This window comes from Corynebacterium sp. HMSC055A01 (assembly GCF_001809405.1).
GTDB lineage: Bacteria > Actinomycetota > Actinomycetes > Mycobacteriales > Mycobacteriaceae > Corynebacterium > Corynebacterium hesseae.
The window spans coordinates 22,142-35,070 of record NZ_KV797517.1 but is presented as its reverse complement, the minus strand read 5'-3'; the positions used below and the strand labels follow the sequence as shown (position 1 = coordinate 35,070).

Genomic DNA, 12,929 nt, shown 5'->3' with positions numbered 1-12,929 from the left:
TCTCGAAAGGACACACATATGAATATGAAGCTCCGCAGGACCGCCCTCGCAGTGGTCACCGCCTCTGCCCTCATCCTGACCGGCTGCGCCTCCGATGGCGGCTCCGGCTCCGATGGATCAGGCAATTCCGCCTCCGGCGAGAAGCTCGACGTCAAGCTGGACGGCTCCTACAACCCCAAGGACCGCTCCGAGCTCAAGGAGGGTGGCGAGCTGCGCTTGGCTATCGACGAGATCTCCCAGCAGCAGAACACCTTCCAGGCCGACGCCACCTCATACACCCTGAGCCTGTGGAAGTACTACAACCCGCAAATTGGCCTCTTCGATGGCGCGGGTGAGTTCCACGTCAACAATGACTACATCACCGACGTCAAAGACGAAGAAAAGGACGGAAAGACTGTCGTCACCTTCACCATCCACGAGAAGGCGCAGTACAACGACGGCACCCCGATTGACTGGAAATCCTTTGAGAACACGTGGAAGTTCAACAACGGTGAGAACAAGGACGTCAACGTTAGCGCCACCGACGGCTACGAGCTCATCGAGTCCGTCAAGCCGGGTGAGAACGACAAGCAAGCCGTCATCACCTTTAAACAGGCCTATCCGTGGTGGCAGGGTCTGTTCAACGTCCTGCTCCCGCCACAGGTTGACTCCGCGGAGAAGTTCAACGAGGCCTACCTGGGCAAGGTCCACCCGGAGTGGGGTGCGGGCCCGTACAAGGTCGAGAGCGTCGACTTCAAGAACGGCAGCGCTACCTTCGTTCCAAACGAGAAGTGGTGGGGTGATAAGCCATTCCTAGACAAGGTGACCTACCGCCAGATGGAGGACCAGGCCTCCATCAACGCGTTCAAGGCCGGCGAAATTGACGCCACCGGCGTGGCCAACAAGGAACGCCTGGCGGCCGTCAAGGACATGCCAGACGTTGAAATTCGCACCGCCATGACCCCAGGCAAGAACCTGTACACGCTCAACTCCAAGAACGAGATTCTCTCCGACATTAAGGTGCGCGAGGCCATTATGGCCGGCATCGACCGCTCCACGCTCTCCGGCATCCGCTTCAACGGACTCAACGGCTACACCGAGGACCTGCCAGGTTCCTTCAACCTCTACCAAACCCAGAAGGGCTACGAGGACAACGTCGGCGCGGTCATTACGTTCGACCCGGAGAAAGCCAAGTCGCTCCTCGATGAGGCCGGCTGGAAGGAAGGCGGCGACGGCATCCGCGAGAAGGACGGCAAGAAGCTGTCCATGCGCTACACGCTGCTGGGAGATTCATCCATCAGCAAGGCCATGGCCACCGCCACCCAAAAGATGATGAAAGATATCGGCGTGGACCTGAAGGTGGAGGAACGCCCAGTCTCTGACTTCTCCGAGATCACCTCCAAGTACGACTTCGATATTCTGCCTATGGGTTTCTCCTCCGGCGATCCCTTCGGTGTCGCTTACTTCGGCCAGACCTATCGCACCGGCTCCCAGCTCAACCGCTCCGGCACGGGCACACCAGAACTGGACAAGAAGATCGACGAGCTATCCCAGATCGCTGACCCAGACGAGCAGATCAAAAAATCCAATGAGCTGGAGAAAGAAGCCCTTGCCCAGTACGGCATCATTCCTATCTTCAACGGCCCGACCATGGTTGCGACCCACCCCGATATCGCTAACTTCGGCGCCAACTCCTTCGCAGTCATCGAGGTGGAGAACATCGGCTACACCAAGTAAGTAACGGCCGCCTAGCACCACCCAAGGCAGCGAAAGAGGGCCTTCCCCAAGCGGGAAGGCCCTCCTTTTATGTGCTGAGCTTAGTCTGAAGCGCTGTGCTTAGTTATTGCCCTTATTGAGCTGGTTGCGCAGCTGGTCAAAGTAGTCGCGCGCGCTCTGCGGCTGGTTATTGCCCTGCGGCGGGGAAGGGAAGCTCGGAATCTGGCTAAAGCCCTGGCCCTGCTGCGGTGCGTTCTGCACCTGCTGCTGTGCTTGTTGCTGTGCGCGCTGCGCCTGCTCCATCATCTCAGCATCGCGGCGGGCGCGCTCATCGCGCTCACGGCGGTCCTGCTCCTCGCGGCGGCGACGTGCAGCACCGGAATCCTCGCGGCTGTGCTTGTTATCGGACAGGGAAACCGACGGCTTCGGCGCTTCATTAATAGCGTTGGTGGACAGCAGTGCGTCGCGCATACCACCGAAGAGATCCTGCATGCCGCCCGGATTAGACGGCATGTAGAGCACATTGGTGTGGGCGCGGTCGGCCACGTCTACCATGGCGTCGAGGTACTGGGAGACCAGCATGAGGGTCTCGGGGTTCTCCTGCACGCCGGCAGCACGCAGCAGCTCATACTGCTGGGCAATACCTTCGACGATTTCCTTACGCTGGTCAGCCACACCGCGACCCTGCAGCTTCTTGGCCTCGGCCGCACCTTCGGCTTCCTTGACCACGCGGATCTTCTCGGCCTCTGCCTGGGCAACGGCTGCCTCGCGCTCACGCTGTGCGGCGTTAATGGAGTTCATGGACTCGCGCACGCGGGCATCCGGGCGGATATCGGTGACCAGGGTATTGACAAAGTTCCAGCCGTAGGCGGCCATGTTATCGCGCAGGGACATCGCCACGTTGCGGGCGATGGTGTCCTTGGAGGAGAAGGAATCATCCAAGTCCATGTTGGCAACCGAAGAGCGGACATTGTCCTGAACATAAGCCACGATCTGCTGCTCGTGGTTAGACAGGGTGTAGAAGGCCTGACGCTCGCTGCCCTGAACTACCTCGTACTGCACGGCAACGGGGATCTGGACGAAGACGTTGTCCTTGGTCTTGGTTTCCACCATGACGTCGAGCTGACGGATCTGCAGGCTGATCTTGGCGCGCACGCGGTCGACATAAGGCACCTTGAAGTGCAAGCCCGCGTGAGCAACGTTCACGAACTTACCCATCCGCTCAATGATGGCGGCCTCCTTCGTCCGGACGATGTAGAAACCGTCGAAGGCGGTGGCAATAATAATTAGAAGAATCACGCCGATGACGATGAGTCCGCCCATAGGCTTATCCTTTCTGCTTCGGTTGGATTTTCCTAACTAGTGTGCCACACGGTGACCACCACTACATCTTGGGGGAGATTGCTCCCCGAACGCACTCGACACCCGTTAACGCTCGTCAGCCGCCCGGAAGAGCTCGCCCAAAATCCCCGCGCCGTCTTCGCTAATACCGTTGTGCTGGAAGCGGTTGGTCACCACCGGGCGCAAGTCGCGGTAGGTCTCCCCCGTGGCCAGGGAGTCTTCGAAGGGCACGAAGATATCGTCAAGGTAGATGGCGGCGGAGGCGGTAACGGGGGCGTCGGCAAGCTTGGCGGCATCGTACGGCGAGCTTGCCCACTCGTGGGCGGCGAGCTCCTCGGCGGCCTGCTTGAAGAGGCGCAGCGCCGGGTCCTCGTCGAACTGCCAAGGGAAAATGTGCTCGCCGGTCAGATAGGTGCCTTCCTCGGCGAACTCGGGGAATTCCTCGCGCACGCGGTGCGCCGCCCAGCCGGTCACAGCCTGGCCGCCCACGCCACCGTAAATGGACTCATGGATGGCCGCGTAGAGAGGCCCAGCCTGGAAGCTCACGCGGCTACCGACGTTGTTGAGGAAGTCCGAACGCAAGCGCTTCTCGCCGTTCACGGTGCGGAAAGGCTCCTCCAGCAGGTAGCCCAGAGAATCGAATCCGGTACCGCGGCCCAGTTCGATGCCGATGGTGCGGAAGCGGCGCGCAGACAGGCGCTCCCCTGTCGGCAGCAGCTCTTCCGAGTTGTCTAGGTGGTGGAGGATTTCCTCGATGCGAGCTTGCGCCCACGGGAACTGGGCATAGAAGCGCTCATGGCGCACCTTGAGCTTGGCAAAGGTCGTGCGGTAGAGATCATCCGCGCCCTTGGTCAGGGTGGGTAGGCCGCCGGTAAGGAAGGCGCGCCCAATGGAATCCGGGAACATCGAAACATAGGCGGTAATGATGAAGCCGCCAAAGGATTGGCCGTAGAGATCCCAGGAATCCTCGCCGAGGTGCTCGCGGAGGTGCTCAGCATCGCGCACGATATTCTCCTGCCGCAACTGCGCCAAGCGCTGCGCCGTGCGATCCTCAGCCGGGCTGAGCTCATCGATGCGGTGGCTGCGCCCAGTGCCGCGCTGGTCCATGAGGATCCAGCGGTAGCGCTCTAGGCCCTTGCCGATGAGCCCGGTGGCACCAGTCGGCCGCGGTGCCGGAAAACCCGGCCCGCCCTGGTTATAGAGCAGCGCCGGGTATTTCTCACCGCCCGGCGGGATGATCTCCCGAGCGTAGAGCTCGAACTCCCCCGCGGCTGGATTATCATAGTCCCAGGGGACGGTGATGGTGTGTTCCTTGATGGTGTGGCCGAAGCGTTTCATGCTTCTAGTAGACCACGAAACCTTCCTTACGGAACACCTCGCGGATATCCTCCACGTCTTCCGGCTTCGGCGGCTTTGTATCCTCCAGGGTGTACGGGTAGCCCAGCTCGTGCCACTTGTCCGCGCCCATGTTGTGGAAGGGCAGCACCTCGACGCGCTCGACGTTGCTCTTCCAGCGGGAGACGATCTTGGCTACGTTGGCGACGTTCTCGGGGCTGTCGGTAAGCCCCGGCACCACCACGAAGCGGATCCAGACCGGCTTGCCTATGGCATTGAGGCGATCCCCAAAATCGATCGTCGGCTGCAGCTCGCGGCGGGTGACCTTCTTATAGGTCTCCTCGTCACCGGACTTGACGTCCAAGAGCACCAGGTCGATATTGTCCAAGTCCTCATCGCGCAGGCGCGCGCCAAGGTAACCCGAGGTGTCGATCGTCGTGTGGATGCCCGCGTCGTGAACTTCCTTGAGCAAGCGCCGAGCGAAGGCGATCTGGAAGAGCGGCTCACCGCCCGAGATGGTCAGGCCGCCCCCGGAGGCGTTGAAGATGGGCTTGTAGCGCTTGATGCGCTTGACCACATCCTCGATGCGCTCCAAGGTTCCGACCTTCATTTCCATGGTGTCGGGATTGTGGCAATACTGGCAGCGCAACGGGCAACCCGACATGAACATGGTCATGCGGGTTCCAGGCCCATCCACGGCCGTCACCAGCTCCCAGGAGTGCACGAGCGCGACATCACCAGAGCGGCGGGCCTGCATCAACTCCGGGCGGGTGTAGCCCTCGAGGTCGTTATCCGTTCCTAAACCGGCGGCGGCGCCGCGCACCTTCTCCCCTTCTTCAGGGTTGAGGTGCACGACGCCGGTAATGCCATCTGCCATTTAGGAGCCCTGGTGGAAGGTACGGGAGATGACGTCGAGCTGCTGCTCGCGGGTGAGCTTCACGAAGTTCACCGCGTAGCCGGAAACACGGACCGTGAGGTTCGGGTACTTCTCCGGGTGCTCAACGGCGTCCTCCAGGGTGGACTTGTCCAGGACGTTGATGTTGGCGTGGTAGAGGCCCGAGTTCATGTTGTTGGCGGTGCGGCTGGCCTTCATGGAAGCGAGGCGCTCGTCGAAAGTTTTGGTTGCCATGTTGTGTTCTCCTTAGGAAGTGGTGTGGATGTGGTCTATTCGGAATCCATGATGAAGCCGGCGTCGAGGACGCCCACCAGGTTGGTGATGCGCTCCTCCGGGGTGCGGCCCAATCCGGACGGGGTGATGGTGTTGGTCAGCGAGATGCCGTCGAGTGCATCCTTGTAGTCCAGCTTGCCTACCGACAGCATGGAGGCAACCATGCCGTGGCTATCCGCGCCGTTCTCCGGGTTTGCGCCCGGCGCGAACGGGGTGCCCGCCTCGTGGCCGGACGGGAAGGCACCGGTGGCCTTGCCGTAGACAACGTTGGAGGTAATGGTCAGCACCGACTGGGTGGGGATGGCGTTGCGGTACATCGGGATGGCCTTAATCTTCTCCATCACGGTGTGAACGATGGTGGCGGCGATGTCATCGGCGCGGTCGTCATCGTTTCCATAGAAGGGGAAGTCACCTTCCGTCTTGTAGTCCACGATCAGCCCGGAATCATCGCGCACCGGGTAGACCTTGGCGTACTTGATGGCGGAAAGCGAGTCAGCCACGATGGACAGGCCGGCGATACCGCAGCCCATGGAGCGCACGATATCGGAATCATGCAGCGCCATCTCGATGGCCTCGTAGGCGTACTTGTCGTGGCAGTAGTGGATGATGTTGAGGGCCTCAACGTAGGTGCCCACAACCCAGTCCAGCATCTCCTCGTACTTCTGCCAGACCTCGTCGAAGTCGAGCGGTCCATCGCCCTTGATGGGCTCGTAACCGTCGACGACCTGCTTGCCACTGACCTCGTCGCGGCCGCCGTTGATGGCGTAGAGCAGGGCCTTCGCAGCGTTGACGCGGGCGCCGAAGAACTGCATTTGCTTGCCGACGGCCATCGGGGACACGCAGCACGCAATTGCGGCGTCGTCGCCCCACTGCTCACGAATCTGCTTATCGGACTCGTACTGGATCGAGGAGGTCTCAATCGAGATGTGGGCGCAGAATTCCTTGTAGCCCGCCGGCAGCTGCGGATCCCAGAAGATGGTGATGTTCGGCTCCGGGGAGGGACCCAGGTTGATCAGTGTCTGCAGCAGACGGAAGGAAGTCTTGGTCACCATGTGGCGGCCATCGTCGCCAAAGCCGGCATCGGACCAGGTTGCCCAGTACGGGTCACCGGAGAAGATCTGGTCATAGTCCTCGGTGCGCAGGAAGCGCACGATGCGCAGCTTGAGCACCAGCTGGTCGATGATTTCTTGGGCGTCTTCCTCGGTGATGATGCCTGCGGCAAGGTCACGCTCGAAGTAGCAGTCGAAGAATGCGGAGAGGCGGCCGATGGACATGGCGGCGCCGTCCTGAGACTTAATGGAGGCCAGGTAGCCAAAGTAGGTCCACTGGACTGCCTCGTGGGCGGTCTTCGCGGGCTTCGAGATATCGAAGCCATAGGACTCAGCCATGACCTTGAGCTTCTTCAGAGCCTTGATCTGCTCGGCGTGCTCCTCGCGGTAGCGTGCCCAGTGCTCGGAGAATCCGATATCACCGACTGCGTGCTTGGATGCCTCCTTCTCAGCGATGAGGTAATCCACGCCGTAGAGGGCCACGCGGCGGTAGTCACCAATGATGCGGCCGCGGCCATAGGCATCCGGCAGGCCGGTGATGATGTGAGAGGAACGCGCTGCGCGGATGCGCGGGGTGTAGATATCGAAGACCGCGTCATTGTGGGTCTTGCGGTAGCGGGTGAAGATCTTCTCTACGTCTGGGTCAACTTCCTTGCCGGCCTCAAAGATAGCCTGCTTGACCATGCGCCAGCCGCCGTTGGGCATCATGGCGCGCTTCAGCGGAGAATCCGTCTGCAGGCCCACGATGACGTTGTCGTCCTCACAGATGTAGCCGGCCGGGAAAGCATCGATATCGCTCGGGGTGTGGGTGTCCACGTCGAAGATGCGCTTCTGGCGCTCGATGGACAGGTAGTTCTCCTCCAGGTGATTCCACACATTCTTGGTCTTCTCGGTGGGTCCAGCAAGGAAGGAGGAATCCCCGTCATAAGGGGTGTAGTTGCGCTGGATAAAATCACGAACGTCAATGTTCTCAGTCCACGGGCCGGGCTCGAAGCCCTTCCATGCCTCGAACTGCACGGACTGTTCAGTTGCGGTGGTCACTATATTGACTCCCTTCGTAGTTCACACGACGCGTAATGCTTAGTCGCAGAAGGGCTTTAGGTGACTTCAATTCACGGGCAATTCGGTCAACCCGTCCGTCACCGAACCCCTCTCTGTAGCCCATAGTAGGGGTAAAGACGCACAAGCTCATATCGGCAAATGCGGGCCGCGCACCACCAAGGGTGCCAGTGTGAGCACTGCACAGGTCAGCTCCGTCATAGGTAACGGCCGTACGGTTGGATGCGGGGGTAAAGTACCCCCTGACGTGGCCTTTCCCACACTTTTTGGGGCGAGCTCTTGGTGCGTGTCCTTGCCGCGCTCTATTGTTATGCGCAGTATCCTCGTCTCGCTTTTTAGCAAGGAGCCTCCCCGCGTGTCCGACATCGCAACCGCCCCTCAGCCCACACACCCGGTCGACGCCGTCCCACCAGCCCCGAAGTTGGCAGCGCTCGGACTCCAGCACGTCCTCGCATTTTATGCTGGCGCGGTCATCGTCCCGCTGCTTATCGCGGGCTCGCTGGGGCTGGATGAGGCCACAACGATCCACCTCATCAACGCCGACCTGTTGACCTGTGGTCTGGCGACGTTGATCCAGGCGGTGGGCGTCGGCAAGCACATCGGCGTTCGCCTGCCCATCATCCAGGGTGTGACCACCACGGCGGTCAGCCCCATCATTGCTATCGGACTCAGCGCGGGTGACCAGCCGCTGCCTACGATTTATGGCGCAATTATTGCCGCCGGTATTTTTACGTTTTTCGCCGCGCCGGTCTTTGGACGCGTGCTCAAATACTTCCCGCCGATTGTCACCGGCACCGTGCTCTTGGTCATGGGTACATCGCTGCTGGCGGTATCTGCAAATGACTTTGTCAATTACGCCGACGGGGTTCCGGCCGCGCGCGATCTGCTGTATGGCTTCGGCACGCTGGCCATCATCATCGTGGTTCAGCGCTTCTTCCGCGGTTTCCTTGGAACGCTGTCGGTACTGCTTGGTTTGATCATCGGCACCGCTTTGGCACTCGTATTGGGTGATACGTCCTTCGACGGCGTGCGTGAGGCCGACGCCATCGGCATGACTACCCCCTTCTACTTCGGTATGCCGAAGTTCGACATCATGGCGATTCTCTCCCTCATCATCGTCATGATCATCACCATGGTGGAGACCACCGGCGATGTTTTCGCCACCGGTGAGATTGTAAAGAAGCGCATCAAGCGCGATGACGTTGTGCGCGCCATCCGCGCCGATGGCCTCTCCACCACCCTGGGCGGCGTGATGAACTCCTTCCCGTATACCTGCTTCGCGCAAAACGTCGGCTTGGTTCGCTTGACCGGTGTGAAGTCGCGCTGGGTGGCGGCATCGGCTGCCGGTTTCATGATCATCCTGGGCCTGCTGCCCAAGGCCGCAGCGATCGTGGCGGCTATCCCCTCCCCGGTGCTCGGCGGTGCATCCCTCGCACTCTTCGCCAACGTTGCCTGGGCGGGTCTGCAGACAATCGCCAAGGAAGACATCGCTGACGGTCGCAACGCCGCCATCGTTACCACCGCGCTGGGGCTGGCCATGCTGGTCACCTTCAAGCCGGACGTCGCCACCGCCTTCCCGGAATGGGCGCAGATCTTTGTCTCCTCCGGAATGTCCATCGGTGCAATTACCGCGATTCTGCTCAACCTGCTGTTCTTCCACGTCGGCTCGCAGTCCGGCGATGATGTCAGCCGCCTCGACGGCGCCGGCGTTTCGCTCAAGGAACTCAACGAAATGGAGCGCGATAGCTTCGTCAGCGCCCTGCGCCCGCTCTTTAACAACGAGACCTGGCCGCTTGAAGCCGCCTGGGAGCTGCGTCCCTTCCAGGACGTCAGCCAACTGCGGGAAGCAATCCAAGTTGCGGTGCTCACCGCCCCGAGTGAGAAGCACCGTGCACTGATCCACGACTACCCGGCGATGGATGAGCTGCTGCTTGTCGACGCTGACTCGGCCGCCACCATCTCCGCCGACCGCGGTTCCCTGGCCCTGGATGACCTCGATGACGTACAGACACAGCAGCTTATCGACGTTTCAACGGCCTACCGCAAGCACTTCGACATGCCGTTTGTGGCATACCTGGACACCAACGACTCGGCCGACCGCGTCATCGATGCGGGCGTGCGCCGCCTGTCCAACTCGGATGAGCTGGAACAGCGCGTGGTCTTGAGCGAAATCATCGAGATTGCCAACGACCGCTTCGACATCCTCCTCGCGGACGCCAACCCGGTACGCGCTTATTGGGACCGCAAGTTCACGGAGATCGAGTGACCAGAAGTCACTCGACGTTACTAGGTTCATTCCTCGTAAAGAGGGTACTCGACGCAGAAGAAGGAACATTCCACGTAAAAGGCCACTCGACGTGGGGTGATGAACTCACCCCACACTAGACAAGGGTCAGCTGAACTCCATGCTGACGTGGGCGTCAGGGTCCACTCCACGAATGATGCCTTCATAGAAATTGCGGGCCTGGTCTTGGAGGAGCTCGCGATTGTCGTTGATGTCCTTGCGCTTCTTATCGGCGCTGAGAACGTCCGACACCGTGGAGGCAGCGTCGAGCGGCTGCGTGGTCCAGCTCAACACGCCGTTGTTCTCCACGGCGGTCTTGAACTCCTCGTCGGTGTGCCCGATGAAGATAAAATCCGGGATGTGGACCGTATAAGCATGCTCGCCAGTTTCGGTGACACGGACTTCCTTGCCCTCAATACCGAGCTTGGCTTTGTAGGAATACTGCACAAACTGGGTGCGGCCGGTCCACGGAACCCTCACGCCAAATACCTGCCCGGCGGAGGACTTCTCCGTGAGTCCTTGGATACCGAGGCTAAGCAAGACGACTTGCTCCTCGCGCTCGACTGCGTTGATTACCTGCGAAGTGGTTGACTCTACCGGCGCGGTGTACACCTCATGTGGTTGGCGCACGGCATACACACCTAAACCGGCACAGGCGAGTGAAAGAAGCACCACCAACGCGATGAGCGTGGTGCTGAGTTTGCGAGGAGACATGAGGCTTAGCCTTTCGTGCGTAGTAGAGATAGCTACGCTCCAAATTAGTCTCCGCAGTTTTACTACACGTCACCTGCAACCACCGAGACGAGAGCCTGCTGCTCAGCGAAAGCAGCAAAAGCCATTAACAGGGTGTCGATATGCGTGCGCAGGTGACGATCCATGACCACCGAGCCCGACTTCCGAAGGCGCTCTTCGGCGACCCCGTTGACGTCGCCAAGCACCAGCACAACCTGATCGGGAAGAATACCAGCGAATTCTGTGGCGTCGACAATCACGCCGTCGCACGCACGCGCTTCCACTTCGCTACCGATCCACCGGGCAGAAGCTCCTTGCGGCACATAAGCGGCGATGTCATCAGCGAGCCGTTTGCTCATCATAAGCCCAAGGGTTATGGTCTTGCGCATTTCAATCATCTTCCTTAATCGTGCATGACATGGCTTTTTGCCTTGACAAGCTACAGATTAAAGATTGAAGCGTTCACCAACCATGGTCATTTCATGCCGATACAATCAAGCCCATGGACAAGGAAGAACGCCAGCGCAGAATCATTTGGGCCGTTGACTCAGGAAGCAAAACGGTCAGCCAATTACAAGAACTCACCGGAGCTTCCGCTATTACCATCCGCCGCGACCTCGCGGCGCTGGAAGAAGTAGGGGCCCTCGAACGATTTCACGGAGGAGCGCGCCCCGCGGTTCGAAGGGGCGCCCGCTATCCCCTGGAGGTACGCCGAAAAGAGGATCCCGCCGGCAAACGGGCGATTGCTACGGAGGCTGCCCGCCTCGTTGAACCAGGCTCCTGCGTGCTCGTTGACTCAGGGACAACACCAACTGCCGTTGCCCGCAATCTCGCCGGCATGGACATCACAGCACTAGCGATGTCCCTGTACGCGGGCGCAGCATTAGCCAAGACGCCGGGCAGTGACGTCATCATTCCCGGCGGAACCGTCAACAGCGACGATCTTGCGGTGTACGGGGCGGAAGCGGTTGAAACAGTCCTGTCTATGCGCTTCGACCTCGCGATTGTCGGAATCTGCGCGTGTACTCCGTCGGTAGGCCTTATGTCCCCGAACCTCACCGAGGCGACCATTAAGCGGGCCTATTTCCAAGCCGCCCGACGAGTCATCGTTGTCACCACACCAGAGAAATTCACGCGCATGTCAGCCCACCGCGTGGCCACATTTGATCAAGTAGACACGGTCATCACAACGACTGACCTATCCCAGGATCTAGCCCAGGATGTGGTCGATGCCGGCGCCAACCTCACGATGGTGCCGGTGGAAGGCGCCTAAAGCTGGAACTTTTCGACGATTTCAGTGCGACGCTTGTGCTCCATCCAGAAGGACAGGAACGGGACAACACCGGCAAGCGCCGTGGTGAACAACTTGCTCACCGGCCACATGACACGCGGCCCAAGAACCAGGATGGAAACGAGGTAGACCATATAGGCCACGCCGTGGGCTTGGGCAATGAGCGTGGCCCACGACGGCATTTCCATGCCTACGCCGTACTGCAGGATCATGCGCACAACCAAAATAAGAAGGAAGATACCGGTAACCGTGGCGGCGATGGAAAAGAACTTCAGCGGACCACGGATGCGGGCCTGGCGGTCTGGGTGGACGGCGTTGCTCACTGAGTTGCTCATTAATTCTCCTCTTCGGTGCCGCGACGGCGGCGCTGTTTGTTCATGGCGTTGAAGGTTTCCACATCAACCTGCGGCCGAGGTGGCAGGAAATCCTCGTCGATCTTGGTCACGGCTTGTTCCTTGGTTGACCTCACGCTCTTTGCTTCATACTGAGCTGGTTCTTCTCCCCGCTCGAGGGCTTCGTTCTCTGCGTCGATACGCTCATTCTCGTAGCGCATAGCGGTGCGATATGCGTAGACCACGAACACCGCGAAGAGCGGCCACTGGAAGGCGTATCCCAGATTTTGGAAGGTTCCCGAGCCAGAGCGGAACCGAGTCCACTGCCAATAGGCAAGGAACAAAAAGAGCACGACAAAGAACACGATGAGGACGATGTGCCACCATCGAACCTTCATCCGCTTTTTCGGTGCTGGGTTGGTGCTCACCCACAACAGCCTACCCACCACGCCGTGAAAAGTGGATTTCCTTCCGCGGCCTGCTGCCCTGTAGGCTAGTGGACGTTGCGCAGAGAAGGTAGTACTTCGCAGCAACGAAACCAGCGCCCGTGGCGGAATTGGCAGACGCGCTAGATTTAGGTTCTAGTGTCTTATGACGTGTGAGTTCAAGTCTCACCGGGCGCACAATTTCAAACCCCGCTCGG

The 12,929-nt window shown here is 60.0% G+C and carries 12 protein-coding genes and 1 tRNA gene; 4 read left to right on the top strand and 9 right to left on the bottom strand.

Annotated elements, in window-relative coordinates; all coding sequences use genetic code 11:
• Positions 1–18: 18 nt before the first annotated feature.
• Positions 19–1,716 carry an ABC transporter family substrate-binding protein gene (locus HMPREF2604_RS00180; protein ID WP_070562168.1) on the top strand — a complete coding sequence of 566 codons (1,698 nt, stop codon included), beginning with the start codon at positions 19–21 and terminating at the stop codon, positions 1,714–1,716.
• A 99-nt stretch (positions 1,717–1,815) separates the two neighbouring features.
• Here the strand turns inward: HMPREF2604_RS00180 and HMPREF2604_RS00175 are convergent, their stop codons facing one another.
• From HMPREF2604_RS00175 to pflB, 5 genes are all read right to left on the bottom strand, one after another.
• Positions 1,816–3,018 (bottom strand): SPFH domain-containing protein, encoded by a 1,203-nt coding sequence (locus HMPREF2604_RS00175; RefSeq protein ID WP_070562165.1) that lies wholly within the window; start codon positions 3,016–3,018, stop codon positions 1,816–1,818.
• Positions 3,019–3,123: 105 nt separating this feature from the next.
• On the bottom strand, positions 3,124–4,374 hold the full coding sequence (locus tag HMPREF2604_RS00170; protein ID WP_070562162.1) for an alpha/beta fold hydrolase: 1,251 nt from the start codon (positions 4,372–4,374) through the stop codon (positions 3,124–3,126).
• A 4-nt stretch (positions 4,375–4,378) separates the two neighbouring features.
• Entirely contained in the window at positions 4,379–5,248 is an 870-nt protein-coding gene (gene pflA, locus HMPREF2604_RS00165) for a pyruvate formate-lyase-activating protein (RefSeq protein ID WP_070562158.1), read from the bottom strand.
• Positions 5,249–5,500, bottom strand: coding sequence for an autonomous glycyl radical cofactor GrcA2 (grcA2, locus tag HMPREF2604_RS14415; RefSeq protein WP_070525314.1), 252 nt, complete (start codon positions 5,498–5,500; stop codon positions 5,249–5,251).
• A 35-nt stretch (positions 5,501–5,535) separates the two neighbouring features.
• Positions 5,536–7,629, bottom strand: a complete 2,094-nt coding sequence (gene pflB / locus HMPREF2604_RS00155) for a formate C-acetyltransferase (protein ID WP_070530034.1) — start codon at positions 7,627–7,629, stop codon at positions 5,536–5,538.
• A gap of 373 nt (positions 7,630–8,002) precedes the next feature.
• Here pflB and HMPREF2604_RS00150 point away from each other — a divergent pair, with 373 nt between their 5' ends.
• The gene (locus HMPREF2604_RS00150; RefSeq protein ID WP_070562155.1) at positions 8,003–9,913 is read left to right on the top strand and encodes a solute carrier family 23 protein; all 1,911 of its coding nucleotides are present in this window, start codon (positions 8,003–8,005) and stop codon (positions 9,911–9,913) included.
• A 126-nt stretch (positions 9,914–10,039) separates the two neighbouring features.
• Here HMPREF2604_RS00150 and HMPREF2604_RS00145 read toward each other — a convergent pair whose 3' ends face one another.
• Complete coding sequence (locus HMPREF2604_RS00145) at positions 10,040–10,645, bottom strand: hypothetical protein (protein ID WP_070562152.1); 606 nt, start codon at positions 10,643–10,645, stop codon at positions 10,040–10,042.
• A gap of 62 nt (positions 10,646–10,707) precedes the next feature.
• Complete coding sequence (locus tag HMPREF2604_RS00140) at positions 10,708–11,061, bottom strand: hypothetical protein (RefSeq protein ID WP_070562148.1); 354 nt, start codon at positions 11,059–11,061, stop codon at positions 10,708–10,710.
• A gap of 104 nt (positions 11,062–11,165) precedes the next feature.
• Between HMPREF2604_RS00140 and HMPREF2604_RS00135 the strand changes: the two genes are divergently transcribed.
• Complete coding sequence (locus tag HMPREF2604_RS00135; RefSeq protein ID WP_070562145.1) at positions 11,166–11,936, top strand: DeoR/GlpR family DNA-binding transcription regulator; 771 nt, start codon at positions 11,166–11,168, stop codon at positions 11,934–11,936.
• Here the strand turns inward: HMPREF2604_RS00135 and HMPREF2604_RS00130 are convergent.
• Together HMPREF2604_RS00130 and HMPREF2604_RS00125 are read right to left on the bottom strand one after the other, a co-directional pair.
• Complete coding sequence (locus HMPREF2604_RS00130) at positions 11,933–12,289, bottom strand: DUF3817 domain-containing protein (protein WP_070530046.1); 357 nt, start codon at positions 12,287–12,289, stop codon at positions 11,933–11,935. The two genes, HMPREF2604_RS00135 and HMPREF2604_RS00130, sit on opposite strands and share 4 nt — an antisense overlap.
• The gene (locus HMPREF2604_RS00125; protein ID WP_070530048.1) at positions 12,289–12,684 is read right to left on the bottom strand and encodes an SURF1 family protein; all 396 of its coding nucleotides are present in this window, start codon (positions 12,682–12,684) and stop codon (positions 12,289–12,291) included. The genes HMPREF2604_RS00130 and HMPREF2604_RS00125 overlap by 1 nt, the downstream gene beginning before the upstream one ends.
• Before the next feature lie 143 nt (positions 12,685–12,827).
• Here HMPREF2604_RS00125 and HMPREF2604_RS00120 point away from each other — a divergent pair.
• Positions 12,828–12,909, top strand: a tRNA-Leu gene (locus tag HMPREF2604_RS00120).
• Positions 12,910–12,929: the final 20 nt, after the last annotated feature.